A 1,226-nucleotide genomic window follows, 5' to 3' on the forward strand; every position below is an offset into this window, starting at 1 on the left:
TCGCATTGTCAGCCGAAGCTAGATCGTTTCGAGATTACTCGACGATCTTCGCAACCACGCCGGCGCCGACCGTGCGGCCGCCTTCGCGGATGGCGAAGCGCAGGCCTTGGTCCATGGCGATCGGGGTGATCAGCTCGACGTCCAGCTCGGCGTTGTCGCCCGGCATGATCATTTCCACGCCTTCCTTCAGCTTGATGATGCCGGTGACATCGGTCGTGCGGAAGTAGAACTGCGGACGGTAGTTGGTGAAGAACGGCGTGTGACGGCCGCCTTCTTCCTTGCCCAGGATATAGGCTTCGGCCACGAACTTGGTGTGCGGCGTGATCGAACCCGGCTTGCACAGCACTTGGCCGCGCTCGACGTCTTCACGCTTGGTGCCGCGCAGCAGCACGCCCACGTTGTCGCCGGCTTGACCTTGGTCCAGCAGCTTGCGGAACATTTCGACGCCCGTGCAGGTCGTCTTCTGGACCGGACGGATGCCGACGATTTCAACTTCTTCGCCGACCTTGACGATGCCCTTTTCGATACGACCGGTCACAACCGTGCCGCGGCCCGAGATCGAGAACACGTCTTCGACCGGCATCAGGAACGGCAGGTCGATCGGACGTTCCGGCTGCGGGATGTAGGCGTCCACCGTGGCCATCAGCGCCAGGATCGACTCTTCACCGATCTTGGGGTTGCCGCCGTCGATCGCCACCTTGGCCGAGCCCTTGGTGATCGGAATGTCGTCGCCCGGGAACTCGTACGACGAAAGCAGCTCGCGCACTTCCATCTCGACCAGTTCCAGCAGCTCTTCGTCGTCGACCAGGTCGACCTTGTTCATGTAGACGACCAGCGCCGGCACGCCGACCTGACGGGCCAGCAGGATGTGCTCGCGCGTCTGCGGCATCGGACCGTCGGCGGCCGAAACCACCAGGATCGCGCCGTCCATCTGAGCCGCGCCCGTGATCATGTTCTTCACGTAGTCGGCGTGGCCGGGGCAGTCGACGTGAGCATAGTGACGGTTGGCCGTCTCATACTCGACGTGAGCCGTGTTGATCGTGATGCCGCGGGCCTTTTCTTCCGGCGCGGCGTCGATGTCGGCGTAGTTCTTGGCGGTCGCGCCGCCCGTCTTCGCCAGCGTGATCGTGATCGCGGCCGTCAACGTCGTCTTGCCATGGTCAACGTGACCAATCGTGCCGATGTTGCAGTGCGGCTTAGTGCGTTCGAACTTTTCCTTGGCCATC

Annotated in this window: 1 protein-coding gene; it reads right to left on the minus strand. The window is 62.8% G+C overall.

The window, feature by feature from the left end; all coding sequences use genetic code 11:
• Positions 1 to 34: 34 nt before the first annotated feature.
• A complete protein-coding gene (gene tuf, locus AC1RRV_RS22555; RefSeq protein ID WP_492861888.1) occupies positions 35 to 1,225 on the minus strand; it encodes an elongation factor Tu in 1,191 nt (396 codons plus the stop codon).
• Position 1,226: the final 1 nt, after the last annotated feature.

This window comes from Caulobacter sp. GW821-FHT11E10, assembly GCF_058808375.1.

Bases quoted from the DNA above. Each gene is read 5' to 3' on its own strand.
- tuf (WP_492861888.1), bottom strand. From the start codon at position 1,225: ATGGCCAAGGAAAAGTTCGAACGCACTAAGCCGCACTGCAACATCGGC.